Source organism: Sphingomonas phyllosphaerae (genome assembly GCA_036946405.1).
Classification (GTDB): Bacteria; Pseudomonadota; Alphaproteobacteria; order Sphingomonadales; family Sphingomonadaceae; genus Sphingomonas; species Sphingomonas phyllosphaerae_D.
Genome location: JAQIJC010000001.1, coordinates 1903819 through 1928775 on the forward strand (window position 1 = coordinate 1903819; position 24957 = coordinate 1928775).

The window sequence follows — 24957 nt, forward strand, 5'->3', positions numbered from 1 at the left end:
GTCGTTCCGGCACGCTGCCATAACCCGGCGAGGAACAGCCACATGTATCGACGCCATCTTCTGCTCGGCGGCGCGGCCGCGCTGATCGGCGCAGCGCCGCGGCAGGCGCCGATTGCGGCGGCGCTTCGTATGCTCGAACGCCGATCCGGCGGCCGGCTTGGCGTCGGCATCGTCGACACCGCGCGCGGTAGAGCGGAGGGCTGGCGACAGCACGAGCGCTTCACGCAGGCCAGTTCGTTCAAGCTGTCGCTGGCGGCGCTGATCCTTGCCGAGGCGGAGCGGGGACGGCTCGCGCTGGCCGATGTGCTGCGCTGGTCGCGTGACGATCTCCTCCCGCATAGCCCGGTCACCGCAGCGGCCACCGCCGGAGCGCTGCCGATCCGCGAGCTTGCGCGCGCCGCCGTTGTCACCAGCGACAATACCGCCGCCAACGTCCTGCTCCGCAGGATCGGCGGCCCGGCACGCCTGACCGCCTTCTGGCGGTCGACCGGCGATCGCATCAGCCGGCTCGACCGCTACGAGCCGGCGTTGAACGTGACGCCGCCGGGCACGGCCCTCGACACGACCACGCCGGCAGCAATGGCGGGAACCGTCGCCCGGCTGTTGCGCGGCAACGTGCTCCAGCCGGCGAGCCGTGTCGTGCTGAGCGACTGGATGATCGCCGCGGACACCGGGCGACAGCGGCTGCGCGCCGGCTTTCCGGGCGACTGGCGGGCGGGCGACAAGACCGGCACCGGCGGCGGGGCGGGGCATCCGATCTTCGTCGACCTCGCCTTTGCCGCGCCGTGCGGCCGCGCCCCGTTGATCGTGACCGCCTATTTCGAACCGCCGGCCGCGATGCCGTCGGCGGGTGCCGAAGCGGTGCTGGCAGCCGTGGGGCGGCTCGCGGCGGGGATGGCGGGATAGAGGATTCCATCGAAGCTGAAGCGTCATCCGTCAGACTCGCGATGTCATGCCGGACCCGTTCCGGCATCTGTTGCTCCACAAAGACGCGGGCCATTGCTCTTGCGGGGTGGTGGACCCCGGAACCAGTCCGGGATGACGGGATCGCGCTGTTGGACGACCGCCCCATCGGCAGAACGGCGCGCCGCCCCGCCGGGTGACGCGCCGCCAAGGTCATCGACCCGTTTCGCGGCGTCAGTCGACGACGGTGCCCACCACCGCGCCGCCCACGCCGCCGACCGCCGCGCCCTTTTCGACGCTGCCGCCGGTCGCCGCTGCGACACCCGCGCCGCCGGCGCCGCCGATCGCCGCGCCGCGCAACGTCGAGCAGGCCGAGGTCGACACCGCAGCGGCGACGAGCAGGGCGGAAAGTGCGATCTTCTTCATGGCAAAAGCTCCGATTTTCAAATGAATGGCGGCTTAATGCGGCGCAAGGAGCGACGGTTCCGACCAGACATGCTTCGTCACGCATCGCTGCGTCGCGACACAGATTGCAGCGGGGCAACGCTGGCGACATTCGTCCGCAACGTCGCGCGCCGAGGTCGAAGGGGCCATGACGGAGAGCCCGATGCCCCACGACCGCCACGCCGCCTACCACGCCGAACGCGCGCGTGATGAAGCCGTTCGCGCCATGAGCGCCAGCAGCCCCGACGCCGCCGCCATCCATCAGGAGCTATGCCTGCGTTACAGCGGTCGCGTCATCGCCGCGCTGATCCTCGGGGCGGTGGGGAGGGGCGTGGAGTAGACAACCACTTTTGTCGCCCCGGACCCGATCCCGGGTCGCGCTTCTTCTCGACGTCCGGAAACAAAGCGGGGCCGCGGATCAAGTCCGGGGCGACGGCGTGACGAGCGCAATCGCCCCAGTTACGCCCACCCCTCGAGCACCTGATCGGGCGGGCGGTGGCCGTCGGCCCACATGCGGATGTTGGCGATCACCTTCTCGCCCGACGCGACGCGCCCCTCCCATGTCGCCGAGCCCATATGTGGGGTCATGACGACATTGGGCAGCGCGAGCAGCCGCGGGTCGATCTCGGGTTCGTGCCGCCACACGTCGAGCCCGGCGCCGGCGAGCCGGCCGTTCTCTAGCGCCTCGACCAGCGCATCCTCGTCGAGGATGCCGCCGCGGCTGGCGTTGATGATATAGACGTGCGGGCGCAGCAGCGCGATGCGACGCGCGTCGATCAGCTCGCGACTGTCGGCGTTGAGCGGGGTGTGGAGCGTCAGGATGTCGATCGCGCCGAGCAATTCGTCGAGGTTCGGGTGCCAGACCGCGTTCAGCTCCGCCTCGACCACCTTGGGCAGCCGGTGACGGTTGTGATAATGGATCGACAGACCGAAGGCGCGCGCGCGTCGCGCCACCGCCTGGCCGATCCGGCCCATGCCGACGATCCCCAGTGCCTTGCCGCCGATCCGATAGCCGAGCATCCCGCCGGGGCTCCACCCCTTCCACTCGCCGGAGCGGACCAGCTTCTCGCCCTCCGCCAGCCGGCGCGGCACCGAGACGATCAGCGCCATCGTCATGTCGGCGGTGTCCTCGGTCAGCACGCCGGGCGTGTTGGTGACGATGATCCCGCGCGCGCGGGCCGCCTTCAGGTCGATATGGTTCACGCCCGCACCGAAATTCGCGATCAAGCGCAGGCGGGGGCCGGCGCCCCCGATCAGCGCGGCGTCGATCGTGTCGGTCACCGCCGGGACCAGCACGTCGCACTCCGCCATCGCTGCGGCGAGTGCATCGCGCGTCAACGGCACGTCGTCGGCATTGCCGGTCACGTCGAACAATTCGTCCAGCCGGCGCATGACGACATCGGGCAGCGCCCGCGTCACGATCACCTTGGGATGGGCGCAGCGTCGCGTATCGGCCATTCGTCGGGATTGGCGAAGCGGCGCCCATGCGTCAACGGTTGATGCGGCAGGGTCGGCGTGGCTAGAGGGTGGATGTGAACAGGGATCATCTCACCTTCGTGGCGGCGGTGGCGACAGCGTCGTTGCTCGCGCCCGTGCCCGCGGCGGCGGACACCGACGCGAAGAAGCCGCCCTATATCGGCTCGATCGCCGCCTCGCGTGCGCGGATGCGCACCGGGCCGGGGCGCAACTTCCCGGCGAGCTGGATCTATGTCCGCGCCGACCTGCCGGTGCGCGTGCTGGAGGCGTTCAAGGAATGGCGCCGCGTCGAGGACCCGGACGGAACGCAAGGCTGGATGCTCAACGCCTTGCTCAGCAGCCGGCGGACCGCGATCGTGCGCGGGACCGAGCCGGCCGAATTGCGTGACCGGCCCGGCGGGCCGACGATCGTGTGGCGGGTGCAGCCCGGCGTCGTCGGGCGGGTGACCCGCTGCGGCAATGGCTGGTGCCGGTTCGACGTGAAGGGGCAGGCGGGGTTCATCCAGACCGATCGCGTCTGGGGCGTCGCGCCGACTGAGGAATTGCCATGACCTTCCGGCTCGACGGGTTCGACCTCGACGCGTTCATCGCCGCGACTCTGGCCGAGGATCTGGGCGAGGGGGGCGACGTCACCTCCGCCGCGGTGATCCCCGCCGGGGCGCGGTTCGAGGCGGTGATGGACAGCCGCGATGCGATCACGGTGTGCGGGCTGGAGATCGCGGCGGCGTTCTTCCGGCGGCTGGACGCTGGCGCGGCGATCGACCTGCTGGTGCAGGACGGCGACCGTGTCGCGCCGGGCACTGCGCTGATGCGCATCACCGGCAATGCGCGCGCGTTGCTGACCGCCGAACGCTCGGCGCTCAACACCGTCCAGCATCTGTCGGGAATCGCGACGCTGACCGCCGCCTATGTCGATGCGATTGCGGGGAGCGGCGCGACCCTGCTCGACACGCGCAAGACGATCCCCGGACTGCGGCGGCTCGAAAAATATGCGACCCGCACCGGTGGCGCGCAGAACCATCGCATGGGGCTGTGGGACGCCGCGATGATCAAGGACAATCACGTCGCGGTCGCGGGCGGGGTCGGGCCGGCGGCGGCGCTGGCGAAGGCCGCCGGCATCGCGACGATCATCGTCGAGGTCGACCGCATCGACCAGATTGAGCCAGCGATCGCGGCCGGCGCAACACACCTCTTGCTCGACAATATGGGGCCGGACATGCTGCGCACGGCGGTGACGATCGTCGCCGGGCGCGTGCCGACCGAGGCGTCGGGCGGGGTGACGCTGGAGACGATAGGCGCGATCGCGCGCAGCGGCGTGCGCTATGTCAGCGTCGGGCGGATCACCCAGTCGGCCCCCGCCGCCGACATCGGGCTGGACTTTGCAGAGCTATGAGCGAGCGCAGGAAGAAGACGAAGACGAGCAAGCCGGTCGAGAATAAGTCGTTGCGCACGTTCTTCGGCGCGGACGGCCGTCCGGCGTCGATCGTGCGGTTCGAGCGGCTGTATCTCGCGTCTTTCGCGGTATCGCTGGCCGGCTGGGCGTATAGCTGGCAGCAGACTGTCGACCGGCTGGCGCTCGACCCGAAGACCGCCGCCTATGGCTGGTTGCTGCCCGCGGCGCTGCTGCTGAGCTGCGCGATCACGCTGGCGCTTTGGTATCTGGTCGCGCGGCGCGCCAGCCTTGCCGCCAAATGGGTGGTGACGATCCTGACCGGGCTCGCGGCGGTGCGGTTCGCGCTCAACCTGATGGTCGTGGCGCGTGGCAAGGTGCCGGTCGTCGCGCTGTTGCTGTCGGCCGCGATCCTCGCGTTGAGCATCGCGGCGGTGGTGCAACTGTTCCGCGACGATGCGCGCTTGTGGTTCGGCGAAGGGCTGGAGCCCGTGGAAGAAGAAGCATGACGATGACGATGAAGCGCGTGGCGATGCTGGGGGCACTGGTCGCGGTCGCAGCGCCCGGCGTGGCGACAGCGCAGGCGCTGTCGTGCGCGATCCCGGCCGACCTGCCGCGTCCGCACCCCGATCTGCCGTCGGAAAGCCAGCCGGCCCGGCGTCTGCCGATCGGCAGCTATACGCTCGCGATCAGCTGGAGCCCCGAATATTGCCGCACCAGCGGCGACCGGCCGAATGCGCGTTTCCAGTGCGGGAGCAGCAACCGTTTCGGCTTCGTGCTCCACGGGCTGTGGCCGGACGGTGTCGGCAAGGACTGGCCGCAATATTGTCGCGCGACGCCGATCCTGTCGCGGCAGGTGATCCGCCGCCACGTCTGTGCGACACCCTCGCCGCAGCTGATGCAGCATGAATGGGCCAAGCACGGCACCTGCATGGCCGGCTATACGCCCGAGCGGTATTTCACCAAATCGAACGCGATGTTCCACGCGCTGCGCTTCCCCGACATGGCGCGTCTGGCACAGACGCCGCTGACCGCCGGGCGGCTGGCGGCGGCGATCGCCGCCGCCAATCCGGGGCTGCGCGCCGACATGATGCGCGTGACCGGCACGAAGGACGGGGCGCTCGACGAGGTGTGGCTGTGCACCGACCGGCGCTTCCGCTACGCGCGCTGCCCCGCGCATCAGGGCGGGCTCGATCCGGCGGCGCGGATCACGATCACGCCGCCGCGGTGAGTTTCGCCATTGCGAGCGCAGCGAAGCGATCCAGGGTTTCGTGATCCGGCCATGGAATGCTTCGCTGCGCTCGCACTGATGGCGTGGCGCTCGGCCTGATCGTCATTCCCGCGAAGGCGGGAATCCAGAACCTCGGAGGGGTGCGCTTCCATCGACAGTCCTGCGCGTCTGGATTCCCGCCCGCGCGGGAATGACGAACTACCGGACCACATCAAACCAATCTTTAAAAAAAAAGCCGCCGCCCGGCATCCCGGACGGCGGCTTTTTCACGTCAGGCGCGTGGCCTGAACGAGGATCACTCCTCGTTCAGATACTCGCCCGCGTCGGCGTCGGTGCCGGTGCCCGAGGGGACGACCGCGGCGAGCGGATCGCTGCCGGTGCCGACGTCCTCGCGCGGGCTGCGCTGTTCCTCGGCGGCGCGGGTCTGCGACGCCGTACCCGCCGAACCCGCCGCGATCATCGCTTCCTGCAACTTGCGCTGCTGGACGCGCAACGCCGCATCGCGCGACGAGGCTGCCACACGCAGGCGGTTCATGCCTGCGCCGGTGCCCGCCGGGATCAGCCGCCCGACGATCACATTCTCCTTGAGGCCCATCAGCGTGTCCTGCTTGCCCTGGACCGCCGCCTCGGTGAGGACGCGGGTGGTTTCCTGGAACGACGCCGCCGAGATGAAGCTGCGGGTTTGCAGCGACGCCTTGGTGATGCCCAGCAGGACCGGCTTGCCCGCCGCGCGCGCCTGACCGTCCTCCAGCTTCTCGTTGATCGCGTCCATTTCCTCGCGATCGACCTGCTCGCCCACCAGCAAGGTGGTCTCACCGGACTCGATGATCTCGACCTTCTGCAGCATCTGACGAACGATCGTCTCGATGTGCTTGTCGTTGATCTTCACGCCCTGCAGTCGATAGACTTCCTGGATTTCGCTGACGAGATATTCGGCCAGCGGCTCGATCCCCATCGTCTCCAGAATGTCGTGCGGGTTGGGCGAGCCGCCGATCAGGTTGTCGCCACGCTTGACGTAGTCGCCTTCCTGAACGTCGATCACCTTCGACTTCGGCACCAGATACTCGACGACCTCGCCGCCATCCTCGGGCTGGATGCCGATCTTGCGCTTCGCCTTATAGTCCTTGCCGAACACCACCCGGCCGGAAACCTTGGCGATGATCGCCGCTTCCTTCGGGATGCGCGCCTCGAACAGCTCGGCGACACGCGGCAGACCGCCGGTGATGTCGCGGGTCTTGGCGCTTTCGCGCGCGACACGCGCCAGCACGTCGCCGGCATGGACGGTGGCATTGTCCTCGACCGACAGCACCGCGCCCGGCGCCAGCAGGTAGCGTGCCGCCTCGCCCGAGCCCTCGTCGAGCAGGGTCATGCGCGGACGCAGATCCTCCTTCGACTTGGTGGTCGCACGATATTCGATCACCACGCGCTGCGCGATGCCGGTCGCTTCGTCGACCTGCTCGGTGAGCGTCTTGCCCTCGATCAGGTCCTGGAACTTCACGGTGCCGCCGGTTTCCGTGATCACCGGCATGGTGAACGGATCCCATTCCGCCATCCGGTCGCCCTTGCTGATGATGTGGCCATCATCGAACATGACGTACGCGCCGTACGGAATCTTGTGCACCGCCAGCTCGCGACCGTCCATGTCGACGATCGCGATCTCGCCCGAACGGCTGAGCACCACGCGACGGCCGCGCTGATCCTCGATCAGGCGCAGGTCGCGGAACTCGACCGTACCGTCGACCGGCGATTCGAGGTTCGACTGCTCGTTGAGCTGCGCCGCACCACCGATGTGGAAGGTCCGCATCGTCAGCTGCGTACCCGGCTCACCGATCGACTGCGCCGCGATCACGCCGACCGCCTCGCCGATGTTGACCGGCGTACCGCGCGCGAGGTCACGCCCGTAGCACTTGCCGCACACGCCGACCTTGCTCTCGCAGACCAGCGGCGAGCGGATCTTCATCGCCGGGATGCCCAGCGCCTCGATCTGCGCCACCATCGGCTCGTCGAGCAGCGTGCCGATCGGGATGACGACCTTGCCGGTCTTGGCATCCACGACATCCTCAGCCGTCGTACGGCCCAGGATACGCTCGCCCAGCGAGGCGATCGTCGAACCGCCCTGCACGATCGCCTTCATCTCGAGCGCGCGCTCGGTGCCGCAATCCAGCTCGACGATCGTGCAGTCCTGCGACACGTCGACCAGACGGCGGGTGAGATATCCCGAGTTCGCGGTCTTCAACGCCGTATCCGCGAGGCCCTTACGCGCGCCATGGGTGGAGTTGAAATATTCGAGGACGGTCAGACCTTCCTTGAAGTTCGAAATGATCGGCGTTTCGATGATCTCGCCCGACGGCTTGGCCATCAGGCCGCGCATCCCGGCGAGCTGCTTGATCTGCGCGGGGCTACCACGCGCGCCCGAGTGCGCCATCATGTAGATCGAGTTGATGTCGCGCTCGCGGCCGACCATCGGGCCGTCCTCGTAATGGCGCACCGCCTTGATCTCGTTCATCATCGAGTTCGCGACCTGATCGCCGCAACGGCTCCAGGCGTCGATGACCTTGTTGTACTTCTCCTGCTGCGTGATCAGGCCGTCCTGATATTGCTGCTCGAAGTCCTTCACGAGATCACGGGTCTCGTCGACCAGCTTGTCCTTGTCCGGCGCGATCAGCATGTCGTCCTTGCCGAACGAGATGCCGGCGCGGAACGCGTGACGGAAGCCCAGTGCCATGATCGCGTCGGCGAACAGCACCGTCTCCTTCTGGCCGGTGTGACGATAGACCTCGTCGATCACCTCGCCGACGTCCTTCTTGGTCAGCACGCGGTTGACGACGTCGAACGGGACCTTGTGGCTCTTGGGCAGGCACTCGCCCAGCAACATGCGACCCGGGGTGGTCTCATACCGCTTGAGATACTGGTTGCCCTGTTCGTCGGTCTGCGGAACGCGGCTGACGATCTTGGTGTGGAGCGTCACGGCGCCGGCGAACAGCGCCTGATGCACCTCGGCCATGTCGCCCAGCAACATGCCTTCGCCGGGCTCGTTCTGCTTCTCGAGCGACAGGTAATACAGACCCAGCACCATGTCCTGCGACGGCACGATGATCGGCTTGCCGTTGGCGGGGGACAGGATGTTGTTGGTCGACATCATCAGGACGCGCGCTTCCAACTGCGCTTCGAGCGACAGCGGGACGTGCACGGCCATCTGGTCACCGTCGAAGTCGGCGTTGAACGCCGAGCAGACCAGCGGGTGGAGCTGGATCGCTTTGCCCTCGATCAGCACGGGCTCGAACGCCTGGATGCCGAGGCGGTGGAGCGTCGGCGCGCGGTTGAGCAGCACCGGATGCTCGCGGATTACCTCGTCAAGGATGTCCCAGACTTCCTTGCGCTCCTTCTCGACCCACTTCTTCGCCTGCTTCAGCGTCATGCTGAGGCCCTTGGCGTCGAGGCGCGCGTAGATGAACGGCTTGAACAGCTCGAGCGCCATCTTCTTGGGCAGCCCGCATTGGTGCAGCTTCAGCTCCGGACCAGTGACGATCACCGAACGGCCCGAATAGTCGACGCGCTTGCCGAGCAGGTTCTGGCGGAAGCGGCCCTGCTTGCCCTTGAGCATGTCGGACAGCGACTTCAGCGGACGCTTGTTGGCGCCCGTGATCGTGCGGCCGCGACGGCCGTTGTCGAACAGCGCGTCGACCGCTTCCTGCAACATGCGCTTTTCGTTGCGGACGATGATGTCCGGCGCACGCAGCTCCATTAGGCGCTTCAGGCGGTTGTTGCGGTTGATGACGCGGCGGTACAGGTCGTTGAGATCCGACGTCGCGAAGCGGCCGCCGTCCAGCGGCACCAGCGGGCGCAGCTCGGGCGGGATGACCGGCACGACCTCGAGGATCATCCACTCCGGACGGTTGCCGGATTCGAGGAAGCTCTCGACGACCTTCAGGCGCTTGATGATCTTCTTGGGCTTCAGCTCCGACTTGGTCGTCGCCAGCTCTTCGAGCAGTTGCACCTTCTCGCCCTCGAGATCGAGGCTTTCGAGCATGATGCGGACCGCCTCGGCGCCGATCCCGGCCGAGAAGGCGTCTTCGCCATATTCGTCCTGCGCCTCGAGCAGCTCATCCTCGGTAAGCAGCTGATACTTCTCGAGCGGGGTCAGGCCCGGCTCGATGACGATATACGCCTCGAAGTACAGCACGCGCTCGAGCTGCTTGAGCTGCATGTCGAGCAGCAGGCCGATGCGGCTCGGCAGCGACTTCAGGAACCAGATGTGCGCGACCGGCGCGGCGAGTTCGATATGGCCCATCCGCTCGCGGCGGACCTTCGACACCGTGACCTCGACACCGCACTTCTCGCAGACGATGCCCTTGTACTTCATGCGCTTGTACTTGCCGCACAGGCATTCGTAATCCTTGATCGGACCGAAGATGCGCGCGCAGAACAGGCCGTCACGCTCGGGCTTGAACGTGCGATAGTTGATCGTCTCGGGCTTCTTGATCTCGCCGAACGACCACGAGCGGATCTTGTCCGGCGACGCGATCCCGATCTGGATCTGGTCGAAGGTCTCCGCCTTCGCGAGCGGATTGGCGAAATTGGTCAGTTCGTTCATCTTGAACTCCTTAGCCCCTCTCCTTCAGGGGAGGGGTTGGGGTGGGGGCCGCACAAGCGGACCACCCCGGAAATTGTTCAGGGCACAGCCCCACCCCTAGCCCCTCCCCTGAAGGGGAGGGGGACAGGGCTGGTTACTCCGCGGCCTCGGCCATGCCGTCGCCTTCCGCCTCTTCCATCGACTTGAGGTCGACGTTGAGACCCAGCGAGCGCATTTCCTTGACGAGCACGTTGAAGCTCTCCGGGATGCCGGCCTCGAACGTGTCGTCACCCTTGACGATCGCCTCATAGACCTTGGTGCGGCCGACCACGTCGTCGGACTTCACCGTCAGCATTTCCTGGAGCGTGTACGCCGCGCCATACGCCTGGAGCGCCCAGACTTCCATTTCGCCGAAGCGCTGGCCGCCGAACTGCGCCTTGCCGCCCAGCGGCTGCTGGGTGACGAGCGAGTACGGCCCGATCGACCGGGCGTGGATCTTGTCATCCACGAGGTGGTGCAGCTTGAGCATGTAGATGATGCCCACCGTCACCTTGCGGTCGAACTTGTCGCCGGTGCGCCCGTCGAACAGGTCCGACTGGCCCGACGGATCGAGACCCGCCAGCTCCAGCATGTCGGACACGTCACGCTCCACCGCGCCGTCGAACACCGGGGTGCCCATCGGGACGCCGGGCGTCAGGTTCTGCGCCAGCTCGACGATCTCGTTCGCGTCACGCGAGTCGATGTCGTCGAGATAGTGCTCACCATAGACGGTGCGCAGCCGGTCCTTGACCGCGTCGGGCATGTCGCCCGCCTTGGCGTCCGGATTGGCCTCGCGCCAGTCCTCCAGCGCGTGCTTGATCTGCTGACCAAGTCCGCGCGCTGCCCAGCCGAGGTGCGTCTCGAAGATCTGCCCGACGTTCATGCGCGACGGCACGCCCAGCGGGTTGAGCACGAGATCGACCGGCGTCCCATCGGCGAGGAACGGCATGTCCTCCGCCGGCAGGATGCGGCTGATGACGCCCTTGTTGCCGTGACGGCCGGCCATCTTGTCGCCCGGCTGCAGCTTGCGCTTCACCGCTACGAACACCTTGACCATCTTCAGCACGCCCGGTGGCAGCTCGTCGCCGCGCTCCAGCTTCTCGCGGCGATCCTCGAACTTGTCGCGGATGCGCTTGGCCGCCTCGTCATACTGGCCCTTCACGGCCTCGAGGTTCGACTGGACCGCATCGTCGGCCACCGCGAACTTCCACCATTCGTGGCGTTCGACGCTGTCCAGCACCTCCATGTCGATGGTCACGCCCTTCTTGACGCCCTTCGGCGCCGCGGTCGCGACCTGACCCAGCAGCATCTCGCGCAGACGCGACCAGGTCGCGCGGTTGAGGATCGTGCGCTCGTCGTCCGAGTCCTTCTTCAGGCGCTCGATCTCCTCGCGCTCGATCGCCATTGCACGCTCGTCCTTGTCGATGCCGTGGCGATTGAAGACGCGCACGTCGACGATCGTGCCCGCAACACCCGGCGGCAGGCGCAGCGACGTGTCGCGCACGTCCGACGCCTTCTCACCGAAGATCGCGCGGAGCAGCTTCTCTTCCGGCGTCATCGGGCTCTCGCCCTTCGGCGTGATCTTGCCGACCAGGATGTCGCCCGGCTCCACTTCGGCGCCGACATAGACGATGCCCGCCTCGTCGAGGTTGCGCAGCGCTTCCTCGCCGACGTTCGGGATGTCGCGGGTGATGTCCTCCGGCCCGAGCTTCGTGTCGCGGGCCATCACCTCGAACTCGTCGATGTGGATCGACGTGAACACGTCGTCCTTCACGATCCGCTCGCTGATGAGGATCGAGTCCTCGTAGTTGTAGCCGTTCCACGGCATGAACGCGACGAGCGCGTTGCGGCCGAGCGCCAGCTCGCCGAACTCGGTCGACGGGCCATCGGCGATGCAGTCACCCGCGTTGACCACGTCGCCCACCTTCACCAGCGGACGCTGGTTGATGCAGGTCGACTGGTTCGAACGCTGGAACTTCATCAGCGTGTAGATGTCGACGCCCGACTTGCCGGCATCGACCTCGCCGGTCGCGCGGACCACGATACGCGCCGCATCGACCTGGTCGACGATGCCCGCCCGCTTAGCCGAGATCGCCGCGCCCGAATCGCGCGCCACGGTCTCTTCCATGCCGGTGCCGACGAACGGCGCCTCGGCGCGCACCAGCGGCACCGCCTGACGCTGCATGTTCGAGCCCATCAGCGCGCGGTTGGCGTCGTCGTTCTCGAGGAACGGGATCAGCGACGCCGCGACCGATACGAGCTGCTTCGGCGACACGTCCATCAGCGTCACCGTTTCCGGCAGCGCCATCAGGAACTCGCCCGCCTGCCGCGCGGAGACCAGCTCCTCGGCGAACGAACCGTCCTCGTTCAGCTCCGCCGACGCCTGCGCGACGGTGTGCTTCTGCTCTTCCATCGCCGACAGATAGACGACGTCGCCCGTCACCTTGCCGTCGATGATCTTGCGGTACGGCGTCTCGATGAAGCCATACTTGTTGACGCGCGCGAAGGTCGACAGCGAGTTGATCAGACCGATGTTCGGGCCTTCCGGCGTCTCGATCGGGCAGATGCGGCCATAATGCGTTGGGTGAACGTCGCGGACCTCGAAGCCCGCGCGCTCACGCGTCAGGCCGCCCGGCCCGAGCGCCGAGACGCGACGCTTGTGCGTCACTTCGGACAGCGGATTGGTCTGGTCCATGAACTGCGACAGCTGCGACGACCCGAAGAACTCGCGCACCGCGGCGACCGCGGGCTTGGCGTTGATCAGGTCGTTCGGCATCACCGTCGAGACGTCGACCGACGACATGCGCTCCTTCACGGCGCGTTCCATGCGGAGCAGGCCGACGCGATACTGGTTCTCCAGCAGCTCGCCCACCGAACGCACGCGACGGTTGCCGAGATTGTCGATATCGTCGATCTCGCCCTTGCCGTCCTTCAGGTCGACCAGCGTCTTGACCACCGCGAGGATGTCCTCGGTGCGCAGCGTCGTCACCGTGTCCTCGGCGTCGAGGTCGAGGCGCATGTTCAGCTTGACGCGGCCCACCGCCGACAGGTCGTAGCGGTCCGGATCGAAGAACAGCCCTGCGAAGAGCGACTCCGCCGTCTCCAGCGTCGGCGGTTCGCCGGGGCGCATCACGCGATAGATGTCCGACAGCGCCTGCTCGCGCTCCTCGGCCTTGTCGGCCTTGAGCGTGTTGCGGATCCACGGACCCGTCGCGACATGGTCGATGTCGAGCAGCTCGATGCGGTCGATCCCCGCCTTGTCGAGCTTCTCGAGGCTCTCCGGCCCGATCTCGTCACCGGCCTCGACGTAGATCTCGCCGGTCGCCTCGTTGATGAGGTCATAGGCGCTGTACCGGCCGTAGATTTCCTCGGTCGGGATCAGCAGCGTCTCGAGACCGTCCTTGCCGGCCTTGTTCGCCGCGCGCGGGGTGATCTTGGTGCCGGCGGCGAAGATCACTTCGCCCGACTTGGCGTCGACGATGTCGAACGTCGGCTTCACGCCGCGCCAGCTTTCCGCCTGGAACGGGATCTGCCAGCCGCCCCCCTCCACATTACTAGCGCCGCGCACGAAGGTGAGGCGGTTGTAGAAATGGTTGAGGATTTCCTCGCCGTTCATCCCCAGCGCGTACAGCAGCGCGGTGACCGGCAGCTTGCGCTTACGGTCGATACGGACGTTGACGATGTCCTTGGCGTCGAACTCGAAATCCAGCCACGAGCCCCGATACGGGATCACGCGCGCCGCGAACAGATACTTGCCCGAGGCGTGCGTCTTACCGCGATCGTGATCGAACAGCACGCCCGGCGAACGGTGCATCTGGCTGACGATGACGCGCTCGGTGCCGTTGATGAAGAAGGTGCCGTTCTCGGTCATGAGCGGCATGTCGCCCATGTAGACATCCTGCTCCTTGATATCGAGCACCGAGCGGGTTTCCGTATCCGGATCCACCTCGAACACGATCAGGCGCAGCGTGACGCGCATCGGCGCCGCGTAGGTGATGCCGCGCTGACGGCATTCCTCGACGTCGAACTTCGGCGGCTCCAGCTCGTAATTGACGAAGTCCAGCTCGGCGGTGCCGGCGAAGTCGCGGATCGGGAACACGCTGCGCAGCGTCTTCTCGAGCCCCGAGACATAGCCGATCGAAGCGTCGGAGCGTAGAAACTGTTCGTAGCTCTCGCGCTGGACCTCGATCAGGTTCGGCATCTGCACGACTTCGTGGATGTTGCCGAAAACCTTGCGGATGCGACGCTTGCGCGTGCCCGCCTTTTCGGTCCGCGCGGTGCCCGCGTCGATCGGATTGGTCGCCATAGGAGCTTGTGCCTCGTCAGCCGTCAAAATGCAGGCGCAGGGTGGAACGAAGAAAAGCCGATCGCAGAGATGCGTCGGCTTTCAGCGTCCTGAACCGCGGCTTCCCAATCCGATCGACACGCTGCGCAAGGCGCGCCGTTTCCCGGAAGCTGTGGTGATGGAGCGGATATAGGAGCGCGCAGGGGGCGTGTCAAACCGCACCGGCAAGGGCAGCCGGAAAGGCTCGAGCCTGTGCCGGCGACTCCGTCATGCCGGACGTGTTCCGGCATCCACCGCGCCGCATGAGCGACACCTCTGCGAATGTCCGGACGTCGTCCCCAATGCCCCGTCACCCCGGACCCTTCGACAAGCTCAGGAGAGCCTTGTTCCGGGGTCCACTGTTCCTCGAACTCATTGGCTTGCGGGTTCGCGGAGCGGTGGATGCCGGAACGAGTCCGGCATGACGGTCGCGCGGCAAGGTAGCGCGCACGGAAAAGGGGCGGCACCTGCGAAGGTGTCGCCCCTTTTTCTGCTGGCGGCCACGTCATGGGGTTAAACCCCATGACGTCGAACGAGCGGGCTTGGGCCGCTCGTCGGCCGGCCTTGTGGCGGGGCGGGCCGTGGCCCGTCTCCGCCGCTGCGGCTTACTTCAGCTCGACGGTCGCGCCGGCTTCTTCCAGCTGCTTCTTGACCTTCTCGGCCTCGTCCTTGCTCACGCCTTCCTTGACGGGCTTCGGCGCGCCTTCGACGAGCGCCTTGGCTTCGGTCAGGCCCAGGCCGGTGATCGCGCGGACTTCCTTGATGACGTTGATCTTCTTGCCACCGTCGCCGGTCAGGATCACGTCGAACTCGGTCTTCTCTTCAGCGGCCGGGGCGCCAGCGCCGCCGCCAGCTGCCGGCGCAGCCGCAACCGCCGCAGCGGCCGAGACGCCCCACTTCTCTTCGAGCAGCTTCGAGAGCTCGGCGGCCTCGAGGACGGTCAGCTCGCTCAGCTGGTCAACCAGCGCGTTCAGGTCTGCCATGATCTTACTTCCTATCTAAAACGGGGACAGGTGCCCCAAATTCCAAACATCAACAGGATGCCGCCCGAAATCAGGCCGCCTCCTTCTCCGAATAAGCTGCCAGCACGCGCGCGATCTGCGCGGCCGGGGCCTGGGTGATGGTCGCCAGCTTCGTGGCAGGCGCCACGATCAGGCCGACGATCTTCGCACGCAGCTCGTCCAGCGACGGCAGCGTGGCCAGTGCCTGCACGCCCGCCACGTCGAGCGGGGTCGTGCCCATCGCACCGCCGACGATCTCGAACTTGTCGGTCGTCTTGGCGAATTCGGCGGCGACCTTGGCGGCCGCGACCGGATCGGTCGAGGTCGCCAGGCCGACCGGACCGGTCAGCATGTCGCTGATCGAGCCGTAATCGGTGCCGTCGAGTGCGATCCTGGCAAGCTTGTTCTTCGAGACCTTGTAGGTCGCGCCGGCGTCCCGCATACGGTTGCGCAAGTCGGTCGACTGCGCCACCGTCATCCCCAGGTTGCGGGTGACGACCACCACGGCAACCTCGGAGAAGGTACGGTTGAGCTCGGCGACGGCCGCGGTCTTCTGACTACGATCCATGCCATTCTCCACATTGGGAAGGAACGTGCCGAAACACGCAGCCCTTCCGGATACGAACCGCCGGCCGCGCGGATGCGCGAACGGCGGCATTGTCCAGCGATGGGGAAAATGACCGGCGGCCGGCCGCACGATGATCGTGCCAGCGCGGGGAGCGTCGATCCTGTCCCCGTCTCGGCGGGGAATTAAGGCCCGAGGGGCCACCCGCTGTCTCGGACGGTGTGCCATGCCCGCGAGCGGTCCGGCGACGCGGCGGCCTATAGCGGATCGCGGCGGCCGGTCAAGTGCGAACGGCGTGTCACGTATCTGACGCCGAACTGTCGTGCCGGCGTCGTCGAACGTTCACGGCGGTGCCTTTCTTCGCCGCGATAGCCGCCGGAAGGAACCAAATCGGGGAACGCCAAAATGACCAGCCTGCGCCACGACGACATGATCGTCTTCACCGACGGCGACGTCGACACCAATCCGTCCACCACCACCACGCTCGGCGAGCTGGTCGAGCAGCGTTACTCGCGCCGCCAGATGATGGGCGGGATGAGCGCGATGACCACCGCCGCCTTCGGTGCGTCGATGCTCACGGGCTGCGGGTCGGACGACAACAAGAGCGACGTCATCACGGTGTCGGACGGCACCACCGTCCAGACGCAGGGCGGCCGGGTCGTGACGCTGACCGCCACCGCCAGCAGCAACGCCAAGACCACGAGCTGGTCGCAAGTGAGCGGTCCCAGCGTCGCGCTTACGACCAGCGGCACCTCGGTCAGCTTCGTCGCGCCGAACGTCTCCACGCCGACGAACGTCGTGCTGGCCTTCACCGCCACCGGCGGCGCCGGTTCGAGCACCGAGCGCTCGACCGTCGTCATCAGTCCGGCGACGCTGGACTTCACCGCGGTCGCCAAGAACAAGAACGATATCGTGACGGTGCCGAGCGGCTATACCGCCTCGGTCCTGTATCGGCTCGGCGACCCGCTCGCCAGCAGCGTCGCGGCCTATGCCAATGACGGCACCGACAGCAATTTCGCGCAGCGGGCCGGCGACAACCATGACGGCATGAGCTTCTTCGGCCTCGCCGCCAGCGGCACCACCCCCGATGCCAGCAACAGCACGCGCGGGCTGCTGGTGCTGAACCACGAATATATCAACCCGAACTATCTGCACGCCGCCGGGCAGACGATCGTCAACGGCGTCCGCACCGTCGAGGCCGAGGTCATCAAGGAGATCGAGGCACATGGCGTCTCGGTCGTCGAGGTCACCCGCGCCGGCAACACCGGCGCGTGGAGCTATGTCCAGGCCAGCAGCCTGAACCGCCGCGTCACCCCGAACACGCCGGTCGCGTTCAGCGGCCCGGTGAAGGGCGACGCGATGCTGCGCACCGTCTATTCGAAGGACGGCACCACCGGCCGCGGCACGATCAACAATTGCGCGAACGGCGCGCTGCCGTGGGGCGACTACGCGACCTGCGAGGAGAATTGGGCGGGCTATTTCCGACGCGACACCGGCGACGCCGCGGTGCGCGTCGCCGCCGGCAACACCAAGCAGAACGTTTCGCTGTCGCGCTACGGCATCGGCGAAGCGGCGAAGGGCAACCACCTGTGGTCGACGGTGACGCCGGCCGATGCCACCAGCACCGTCTATCGCCGCTGGAACGCGACCGCCTCGGCGTCGCTGGCGGCGGACGGCACCGCCGATTTCCGCAACGAGCCGTACACCTTCGGTTGGGTGCTCGAGATCGATCCGTTCAATCCGGCCTCGACTCCGCGCAAGCGTACCGCGCTCGGCCGCATGGCGCATGAAGGCGTGATGCCGGGCCGGGTGATCGCGGGCGTCAAGCCGGCGTTCTACATGGGCGACGATGGCCGGAACGAATATATCTACAAGTTCGTCTCGGCCACCGCCTGGTCGGCAGCGGACGCGACCCCGTCGGATCGCCTCGCCACCGGCGACAAGTACCTCGACACCGGCACGCTGTACGTCGCCAAGTTCAACGCCGACGGCACCGGGCAGTGGCTGCCGCTGGTGTTCGGCCAGAACGGGCTCGACGCCAACAACACGCGCTATCCGTTCGCCAATCAGGCCGACGTGCTCGCCAATGCGCGGCTAGCGGGTGACGCGCTCGGTGCGACGCCGATGGACCGCCCGGAATGGACCGCGGTGAACCCGGTCAACGGCGAGATGTATTGCACGCTGACCAACAATTCGAACCGTGTCGGCGTCCCGACCAGCAGCAACCAGCGCGCGATCGATCCCGCCAACCCCCGTGCCTATGTCGACACCCGCACCGACGCCAAGACCAACTCGGGCAATGCCAACGGCCATATCGTCCGGCTGCGCGAAGCCAATGACTCGACCGAATCGCTGACCTTCACCTGGGACGTCTATGCGTTCGGCGCGCGCTCGGGGGCGGATGCGGCGAACGTCAACCTGTCGGGGCTCGACGACACCAACGACTTCTCGTCGCCGGACGGCCTGTGGTTCGGGCTGCCGACCAACGCGGGCGGGCAGGTGTCGCCGCTGCTGTTCGTCGAAACCGACGACAGCGCCTATACCGACGTGACCAACTGCATGTTGCTGATCGGCATGCCCGGTCGCGTCGGCGACGGCACGACCAAGTCCGTCACCAGCTCCGTGGGCGGGACCGCCACCACCACCGCGCGGATCGGTGCGAAGCCCGGCGCGAAGCTCAAGCGCTTCCTGGTCGGTCCGAAGGAGTGCGAGATCACCGGCATCACCTCGACCGCCGATGGCCGCTCGATCTTCATCAACATTCAGCATCCGGGTGAAGACGGCGGTTACAACAACATCACCTCGCACTGGCCGCAGACGCAGGCGACCGGCACCGGCACCGGCCGTCCGCGCTCGGCCACGGTGGTCATCACCAAGAACGACGGCGGGGTGGTCGGGCTGTAACGTCCGCAGCCGATGTGAAGACGGCGACTGTAGCGGAAGGGCTACGGTCGCCGTTTGCGTCTTTCGTCATTCCCGCGCAGGCGGAAATCCAGACGCGCAAGTTCGCGTGAATGGCCTTCACGTCAGCGGTTCTGGATTCCCGCCTACGCGGGAATGACGGAATGGCTGCGCGGCAATGACAGCTGGTGCGTAAATGCGGTCTTCTTAGCGCCGCGGACGCGGCCCCCCACGCGGCGCACCACCACCGCCGTGCCGTCGCTGCGGTGGGCCGCCGGCGTTGCGGATCGGGGTGGCGCCGCTCGGCATCCGCTCGATCCGGATGCCGCTCTCGTCCTCGCCATCGGCATTGGCGGTCGCCTTCACCGCCGCGGCGAAGCGTGCGGCGAGGGCGCTCGGCACCTGGAACTGCGTCTCGGTCGCGCCGATGCGGATCGCGCCGATCTCGGCCTTGGTGACGTGCCCGCGGCGGCACAGCAGCGGCAGCACCCAGCGCGGATCGGCATTCTGCCGCCGCCCGACGTTCATGTGGAACCACACCACGTCGTCGAAGCCGTCGCGATGCCCCTTCTGCTGGCGCTCGGTCATCTCGCTGCGATCGGCGAGTTCCTCGGGCGCAGGCAGCGACGCGCGCTGCGCCGCGACCAGCGCCGCCGCGATTTCCTCGGGGCTGCGCTGCTTGAGCAGTTCCGCCGCCAGCGCCTGATCGTCGTCGTCGACCTCGACCGGCGCGAGCAGCCGCTCCAGCAACCGCTCGCGGTCCTTGGCGCGGATCGCCTCGGCGCTCGGTACATCGCCCCACTCGGCGGCGATCCGTGCGCCGCGCAGCATCATCTCGACCCGGCGACGGCGCGGATAGGGGACGATCAGCACCGCGGTGCCCTTCTTGCCCGCGCGCCCGGTGCGGCCCGAGCGGTGCTGCAACACCTCGGCATCGCGCGGCATCTCGACGTGGATGACGAGGCTGAGCGTCGGCAGGTCGATCCCGCGCGCGGCGACGTCGGTCGCCACGCACACCCGCGCGCGGCGATCGCGCAACGCCTGCAACGCATGGTTGCGCTCGTTCTGCGAATGCTCGCCCGACAGCGCGACCGCCGCGAAACCGCGCTCGACCAGCCCGGCGTGGAGATGCCGGACATTGTCGCGCGTCGCGCAGAACAGGATCGCGGTTTCCGCCTCGTAGAAACGCAGCAGGTTGATGACGGCGTGCTCGATCTCGGACGGCGAGACGGTCACCGCGCGATAGGTGATGTCGCCGTGCCCGCGCTGCTCGCTGACCGTCGAGATGCGCAGCGCGTCGCGCTGGTACGCCTTGGCCAGCGCGACGATCGGGCGCGGCAGCGTGGCGGAGAAGAGCAGCGTGCGGCGCTCGGTCGGCGTCTGGTCGAGCAGTGCCTGCAGATCGTCGCGGAAGCCCATGTCGAGCATCTCGTCCGCTTCGTCGAGCACCGCGGCGCGGATCTGCGACAGGTTGAGCGCGCCGCGTTCGGCATGGTCGCGCAATCGGCCGGGGGTTCCGACGACGATATGCGCGCCGTGATTGAGCGCGCGACGCTCACGGCTGGCGTCCATCCCGCCGACGCAGGTCGCGATGCGCGCGCCCGCGTAGAGCCACGTCAGTTCCTTGGCGACCTGCAACGCCAGTTCGCGCGTCGGCGCGATCACCAGCGCGAGCGGCGGGCCGGCGACCGGCAGATTGCCGTCCTCGCCCAGCAATTGCTCGGCCATCGCAAGGCCGAAGGCGACTGTCTTGCCGGAGCCGGTCTGTGCGGACACGAGCAGGTCGCGGCCATGCGCGACCTCGGCGGTCACCTCGGCCTGAACGGGAGTGAGCGCGGTGTAACCACGCGTGGCGAGCGCGCTGGCGAGCGCGGGGGGGAGATTCGGAAAGTCCATGAAGGCTCCCACATGGACCTTTCAGCCGACAATTGCCAGTGGGAACGCAGGGGACGGCGTCGCGTTGCGACAGCACTCCTGCCCATCATGGAATTTTCATATGACGCCTCCCGCCGATCCGGTCTGGTTCATCACCGGTTGCTCGACCGGTTTCGGTCGCGAACTGGCGAAGCTGGTGCTCGCGAGAGGCTGGCGCGTGGTAGCGACCGCGCGCGATGCGGCGCGGGTTGCGGACCTCGCGTCGGGTCACGACGATCGGCTGCTCGCGCTGGCGCTCGACGTCACCGATGCGTCCGCGATCACCGCTGCGGTGAAGGTCGCCGAGGATCGCTTCGGCCGCGTCGACGTGCTCGTGAACAACGCCGGCTATGGCTACCAGTCGAGCGTCGAGGAGGGCGAGGAGCATGAGATCCGCGCGCAATTCGACGCGAACGTCTTCGGCCTGTTCGCGATGACGCGCGCGGTGCTGCCCGGGATGCGTGCGCGCCGGCAGGGCGCGATCGTCAACATCACCTCGGTCGCCGGGCTCGTCGGCTTCCCGTCGTCGGGCTATTATGCCGCCTCGAAACATGCGGTGGAGGGCTTCTCCGACGCGCTCGCCGCCGAGGTCGCGCCGCTCGGCATTTCCGTGACCTGTGTCGAGCCGGGGCCGTTCCGCACCGACTGGGCGGGCCGCTCGCTGCGCCAGACCGAGAGCCACATCGCCGATTATGCCGATACCGCCGCGGCACGGATGGCGACCACCAAGGGCTATTCGGGCAACCAGCCGGGCGACCCGGTGCGCGCGGGCGAGGCGATGATCGCCGCGGTAATGCGCGAGGCGCCGCCGCGGCATCTGGTGCTCGGCAAATGGGGCTATGATGCGGTGACCGAGCGGTTGCGCGCGCGGGTCGCGGAGATCGAGGGGCTGCGCGACGAAGCGCTCGGCGCTGACTACCCCGACGCTACCAGCGGTAGTTGAAACTGACGCTGATCCGCTCGGCCTTGGCGGTGCTGGTCATCACCTCGTGCCGCAGCCAGCTTTCCCACAGGAACAGCGCGCCGTCGCGCGGCTCGGCATAGACGAACGTGCCGTCGCGCGGCGGGGCGGCCATCAGCATCGGCAGCCGCGGGTCCTCCAGCTTCAGCGCCCCCGACCCTTCGGGCACCGCGACATAGAAGGTGCCGGAGACGACGCTGTGCGGGTGCAGGTGCCCGGAATGCGTGCCGCCCGGCTTCATGACATTGACCCACAGGCTGTCGAGCTTGAGCCTGCGCCCGCCGAGATCGAACCCGGCTTCTTTGGCGAAGGCGGCGACATGGCGGTCGAGCAGCTTTTTGAGGTCGGCGAACACCGGATCGCGCATCGGCAGATCGTTGAGCGAGGCGTAGCTGGTGTACCCGCGATAGCCATGCGCCTTCGACCAGCGCTTCCCCGCGACATCCTCGTCCGCCAGCGCGCGGCACGAGGTGTCGAGGTCGGCGAGCAGATCGGCGTCGGCGACATCGGCTTCGTAGAACAGGGTCGGGAAGAGCTGGCGGGTCGGCATGATGGGGGTCCTTACGACGGTTTTCGCGACGCCGCGACCTTTCCCGCCGTTCGTGCTGAGCTTGTCGAAGCACGGGCCCGGCACACGCCCTTCGACAAGCTCAGGGCGAACGGAAGGGGGCGCTCACCCCAACCGCAGCGCCACGTCATTCATGAACCGCACGTCGTCCCCCTGCGCGAGCCACGCCGCCTCCGCGGCCAGCGCGCCCAGCACGTCGCTCAATGCGTCGATCTCGCTCTTGGCGTAATTGCCGAGCACGTGGCCGGTCACGCGATCCTTGTGCCCGGGATGCCCGATCCCGATCCGCACGCGGCGGAAGTCCGCACCCAGATGCTGGTCGATCGAGCGCAGCCCGTTATGCCCGGCGGTGCCGCCGCCCTGCTTCACCTTGACCTTCATCGGCGCGAGGTCGAGTTCGTCGTGGAAGACGGTCAGCGCGTCGGTGCCGAGCTTGTAGAAGCGCAGCGCCTCGCCGACCGAGCGGCCGCTGTCGTTCATGAAGGTCGCGGGCTTGAGCAGCAGCACCTTGGTCGTGCCGATCCGGCCTTCCTGCAACCAGCCCTGGAATTTCTTTGACGGCGCAGCAAAGCCATGGACCTCGGCGATCGCGTCGACCGCCATGAAGCCGACATTGTGGCGGTGCATCGCATATTGCGCGCCCGGATTGCCGAGCCCCACCCACAAGTGCATCGCTGATCCTTCTCTCCAAAAGCAAAGGGCAGGGGAGCGTCGCCGCTGCCCTGCCCCCGAAGATGGTCCGCACGAAACCGGCGGACCGGCGATTACTCGCCCTTGTCCTCGCCTTCGCCGGCTTCCTCGGCGGCTTCGGCAGCCTGCGCCTCGGCGACTTCGGCGTCGGCCTGCTCGTCCGCTGCGGTCGGGACGGTCGGCGCCACCAGCGTGGCGACAGCGACCTCGCCCTCAGCGGCCGGCTTCGCGCCCTTCGGCAGCTTCAGGTCGGAGATGTGGATCGTGTCGCCGATCTCGAGACCCTTGAGCGAAACGGTGATCTCGCTGGGGATGTCGGCGGCGTCGACGACCAGCTCGACGTCATGCTGGACGATGTTGAGCACGCCATTGCCCTTCTTGATGCCCGGCGCGTCGTCCTCGTCGGTGAACACGACCGGCACCGCGATCGTCACGGTCTCGTGCTCGCCGATGCGCAGGAAGTCGACGTGCGTCGGACGGTCGGTGACCGGGTGGAACGCCACGTCCTTGGCCAGCGTGCGCGTGCCGTCGACCATGATGACCGAGTTCATGAAGTGGCCGGTCATCAGCGCCTTGACGAGTGCCTTCTCCTCGAGATGGATCGAGGTCGGCTCCTTGTTCTGGCCATAGATCACGGCGGGGACGCGGCCGTCGCGACGGAGTGCACGGGAGGCTCCCTTGCCAACCCGGTCACGCGTCTCGGCTGCGAGCGTAATGGTGTCGCTCATCTCAAATGCTCCGAAATACGGTGATATGCTTTCCGGACCACGCCTCCAGGGATGACCATGACCGGAAGCCCGCGCGCTTAGCCGGGCAGGGCGGGAAATGCAATATACGCCGTCATACACCATCGCCCCCCCCACGCCGTCGCCCCTGCGAAGGCAGGGGCCCATGTCTGCATCGTCGCGCATCAAGGTCTGACACAAAGCGATCGGGCTATGTGTCCAAGTCGCACGAGCACGACACAGCCATAGGCCCCTGCCTCCGCAGGGGCGACGATACGTGGGCGACGGCATCCTACGGCCTCAATACGTCACCCGCACCGCCTTCAGCTTGTACGCCCCCAGCTGGTCCTGCACGCTGCCCGCGCCGGCCAGATGCCCGGCGCCGACGGCGATGAACACCGTCCCCGGCCGCGTCATCCGCTCCGCGATCCACGCCGCCCATTGCTTGTTGCGGTCGGTGAGCAGCACCTTCGCGACCTCGGGCGAGTCCTTCAGCGACTCGTTCATCTCCTTCGCCACGCCCTCGGGCTCGCCGCTCGCCCACGCATCGACCAGCGTCGTGAAGGTCGCATCGACCTTGGGCAGCTCGTCGAGCGTGCTCTCCAGCAACTGCACCTGCGCAGGCTTTGACAGCTTGCCGAACACGCCCAATTGCCCCTCGAACGTCTCCAGCCCGACGACCGGCTTGCCCGCCGCCTTCGCCGCGTCGGTCAGCACCTTCTCCGGTCCGTTCGCCGGATCATAGCCGAGCTGGCGTACCGGCAGCAGCGACAGCGTCACCGCCGCGAACCATGGACGCATCTTCTCGTACACCGCGGGCTGGACCTGCCCGTCGCCCATCGCCTTGGCGAAGGCGGCGCGATAATTGGGTGACAGCTGCTGCGTCAGCGGCGTGCCGTTCGGGTCGAAGGCGGCGGCGCTCACCACGCGCTGCTGCGTGGCGGCGTCGGGCTCGACCATCTCCAGCACCAATGTCTGCGAGCGGTCGAACGCGCTCTTCACCGCCTCGTCGAACCACGACAGCCCCGGCTTCAGGACATGGATCGTCCCGAACAGATAGATGGTCGTGTCCTTGTCCTTGACCACCCACAAGGCGGGATCGGCATCCTGCGCCGTCGCGGCGGGCGCGGGGGCCGGCTGCGCACAGGCGGGCAGCGGCAAGGCGAGCAACAGCGCGAACAGCGGAGCGGTGATCTTCATGGCGCTCTCCATGCCGAGCCCCAACACGAAAGGGAAGCGTCACCCTTTTGTT

The 24957-nt window shown here is 67.4% G+C and carries 19 protein-coding genes; 8 read left to right on the forward strand and 11 right to left on the reverse strand.

What is annotated here, in order from left to right; genetic code table 11:
• Positions 1–42: 42 nt before the first annotated feature.
• Entirely contained in the window at positions 43–906 is an 864-nt protein-coding gene (bla, locus tag PGN12_09270; protein ID MEH3104080.1) for a class A beta-lactamase, read from the forward strand.
• A 231-nt stretch (positions 907–1137) separates the two neighbouring features.
• Here bla and PGN12_09275 read toward each other — a convergent pair whose 3' ends face one another.
• On the reverse strand, positions 1138–1329 hold the full coding sequence (locus tag PGN12_09275) for a hypothetical protein (GenBank protein ID MEH3104081.1): 192 nt from the start codon (positions 1327–1329) through the stop codon (positions 1138–1140).
• A gap of 181 nt (positions 1330–1510) precedes the next feature.
• On the opposite strand from PGN12_09275, the gene PGN12_09280 reads away from it, so the two are divergent.
• Complete coding sequence (locus PGN12_09280; GenBank protein MEH3104082.1) at positions 1511–1687, forward strand: hypothetical protein; 177 nt, start codon at positions 1511–1513, stop codon at positions 1685–1687.
• 119 nt (positions 1688–1806) lie between these two features.
• On the opposite strand, the gene PGN12_09285 is transcribed toward PGN12_09280, so the two are convergent.
• Positions 1807–2805 carry a D-glycerate dehydrogenase gene (locus PGN12_09285; GenBank protein MEH3104083.1) on the reverse strand — a complete coding sequence of 333 codons (999 nt, stop codon included), beginning with the start codon at positions 2803–2805 and terminating at the stop codon, positions 1807–1809.
• 74 nt (positions 2806–2879) lie between these two features.
• Here PGN12_09285 and PGN12_09290 point away from each other — a divergent pair, with 74 nt between their 5' ends.
• From PGN12_09290 to PGN12_09305, 4 genes are read left to right on the forward strand one after another with little or no spacing between them, the layout of a single operon-like run.
• On the forward strand, positions 2880–3374 hold the full coding sequence (locus PGN12_09290; protein MEH3104084.1) for an SH3 domain-containing protein: 495 nt from the start codon (positions 2880–2882) through the stop codon (positions 3372–3374).
• Complete coding sequence (nadC, locus tag PGN12_09295; GenBank protein MEH3104085.1) at positions 3371–4216, forward strand: carboxylating nicotinate-nucleotide diphosphorylase; 846 nt, start codon at positions 3371–3373, stop codon at positions 4214–4216. Before PGN12_09290 ends, nadC begins: the two co-directional genes overlap by 4 nt.
• Positions 4213–4722 (forward strand): hypothetical protein, encoded by a 510-nt coding sequence (locus PGN12_09300; protein MEH3104086.1) that lies wholly within the window; start codon positions 4213–4215, stop codon positions 4720–4722. The genes nadC and PGN12_09300 overlap by 4 nt, the downstream gene beginning before the upstream one ends.
• Positions 4723–4730: 8 nt before the next feature.
• Entirely contained in the window at positions 4731–5444 is a 714-nt protein-coding gene (locus PGN12_09305; GenBank protein MEH3104087.1) for a ribonuclease T, read from the forward strand.
• A 295-nt stretch (positions 5445–5739) separates the two neighbouring features.
• Here the strand turns inward: PGN12_09305 and rpoC are convergent, their stop codons facing one another.
• The 4 genes from rpoC to rplJ all read right to left on the reverse strand — a co-directional run bounded on the left by rpoC (position 5740) and on the right by rplJ (position 15949).
• The gene (rpoC, locus tag PGN12_09310) at positions 5740–10038 is read right to left on the reverse strand and encodes a DNA-directed RNA polymerase subunit beta' (GenBank protein ID MEH3104088.1); all 4299 of its coding nucleotides are present in this window, start codon (positions 10036–10038) and stop codon (positions 5740–5742) included.
• Positions 10039–10171: 133 nt separating this feature from the next.
• The gene (rpoB, locus tag PGN12_09315) at positions 10172–14362 is read right to left on the reverse strand and encodes a DNA-directed RNA polymerase subunit beta (GenBank protein ID MEH3104089.1); all 4191 of its coding nucleotides are present in this window, start codon (positions 14360–14362) and stop codon (positions 10172–10174) included.
• A gap of 623 nt (positions 14363–14985) precedes the next feature.
• Entirely contained in the window at positions 14986–15363 is a 378-nt protein-coding gene (gene rplL / locus PGN12_09320) for a 50S ribosomal protein L7/L12 (protein ID MEH3104090.1), read from the reverse strand.
• A 70-nt stretch (positions 15364–15433) separates the two neighbouring features.
• Positions 15434–15949 (reverse strand): 50S ribosomal protein L10, encoded by a 516-nt coding sequence (gene rplJ, locus PGN12_09325; protein ID MEH3104091.1) that lies wholly within the window; start codon positions 15947–15949, stop codon positions 15434–15436.
• Positions 15950–16351: 402 nt separating this feature from the next.
• Here rplJ and PGN12_09330 point away from each other — a divergent pair, with 402 nt between their 5' ends.
• Positions 16352–18850, forward strand: coding sequence for a DUF839 domain-containing protein (locus PGN12_09330; protein MEH3104092.1), 2499 nt, complete (start codon positions 16352–16354; stop codon positions 18848–18850).
• A gap of 204 nt (positions 18851–19054) precedes the next feature.
• Here PGN12_09330 and PGN12_09335 read toward each other — a convergent pair whose 3' ends face one another.
• Positions 19055–20743 carry a DEAD/DEAH box helicase gene (locus PGN12_09335; GenBank protein MEH3104093.1) on the reverse strand — a complete coding sequence of 563 codons (1689 nt, stop codon included), beginning with the start codon at positions 20741–20743 and terminating at the stop codon, positions 19055–19057.
• 100 nt (positions 20744–20843) lie between these two features.
• Between PGN12_09335 and PGN12_09340 the strand changes: the two genes are divergently transcribed.
• The gene (locus PGN12_09340; protein MEH3104094.1) at positions 20844–21704 is read left to right on the forward strand and encodes an oxidoreductase; all 861 of its coding nucleotides are present in this window, start codon (positions 20844–20846) and stop codon (positions 21702–21704) included.
• On the opposite strand, the gene PGN12_09345 is transcribed toward PGN12_09340, so the two are convergent.
• From PGN12_09345 to PGN12_09360, 4 genes are all read right to left on the reverse strand, one after another.
• Entirely contained in the window at positions 21688–22272 is a 585-nt protein-coding gene (locus tag PGN12_09345) for a TIGR02466 family protein (protein ID MEH3104095.1), read from the reverse strand. The two genes, PGN12_09340 and PGN12_09345, sit on opposite strands and share 17 nt — an antisense overlap.
• Positions 22273–22395: 123 nt before the next feature.
• Positions 22396–22962, reverse strand: a complete 567-nt coding sequence (pth, locus tag PGN12_09350; GenBank protein ID MEH3104096.1) for an aminoacyl-tRNA hydrolase — start codon at positions 22960–22962, stop codon at positions 22396–22398.
• Positions 22963–23054: 92 nt separating this feature from the next.
• Positions 23055–23708 (reverse strand): 50S ribosomal protein L25/general stress protein Ctc, encoded by a 654-nt coding sequence (locus PGN12_09355; protein ID MEH3104097.1) that lies wholly within the window; start codon positions 23706–23708, stop codon positions 23055–23057.
• A 297-nt stretch (positions 23709–24005) separates the two neighbouring features.
• Entirely contained in the window at positions 24006–24905 is a 900-nt protein-coding gene (locus PGN12_09360) for a TraB/GumN family protein (GenBank protein ID MEH3104098.1), read from the reverse strand.
• Between the last annotated feature and the right edge of the window lie 52 nt (positions 24906–24957).